This window comes from Flavobacterium hydrophilum, from assembly GCF_003202405.1.
GTDB classification, from domain to species: Bacteria; Bacteroidota; Bacteroidia; order Flavobacteriales; family Flavobacteriaceae; genus Flavobacterium; species Flavobacterium hydrophilum.
The window spans coordinates 1-648 of record NZ_QJHL01000021.1 but is presented as its reverse complement, the minus strand read 5'-3'; the positions used below and the strand labels follow the sequence as shown (position 1 = coordinate 648).

The following is a 648-nucleotide window of genomic DNA, read 5'->3' as shown; positions in this document are numbered from 1 at the left end:
CGTTCTCGACGATTGTTGTCGTTCCGCTCAGGGTTACCGTTGGGGTGGTCTCGTCATCAGTGATCGTTACCGTCGCCTGCTGAACGCCGTTTTCGGTAGCGCCATTGCCTCCGGTTACTCCTGTGATATCGACAATTACTGTTTCGTTTCCTTCATATAAAGCATCATCGGTTGGATCAATCGTGATCGTGCCGGTCAGCTGCCCTGCCGGTATCGTAATGGTAGTATTGCTTGCTGCATAGTCTCCTGCTGATGCTGTTCCTGCAAAGCCTAAGCTTACCACTGTATCGGTAGTCGTAGCCGTGCTCAGCGTAGCGGTGATTGTAGCGGTGCCTGCCGCGTTCTCGACGATTGTTGTCGTTCCGCTCAGTGTTACCGTTGGGGTGGTCTCGTCATCAGTGATCGTTACTGTTGCCTGAGTTGTACTGCCTGCCGTAGCTCCTGTAACATTCGTGATATCGACAATTGCCGTTTCGTTTCCTTCGTACAGCGCATCATCGGTCGGATCAATAGTGATCGTGCCGGTCAGCTGCCCTGCCGGGATGGTGATCGTAGTATTGCTTGCCGCATAATCTCCTGCTGAAGCTGTTCCTGCAAAGCCTAAGCTTACCACTGTATCGGTAGTCGTAGCCGTGCTCAGTGTAGCGG

Annotated in this window: 1 protein-coding gene; it reads right to left on the bottom strand. The window is 52.9% G+C overall.

The window, feature by feature from the left end; translation table 11 throughout:
* Positions 1-648: Calx-beta domain-containing protein (locus DMB68_RS23150; RefSeq protein WP_196783722.1), on the bottom strand; the 648-nt coding region annotated here is incomplete at both ends.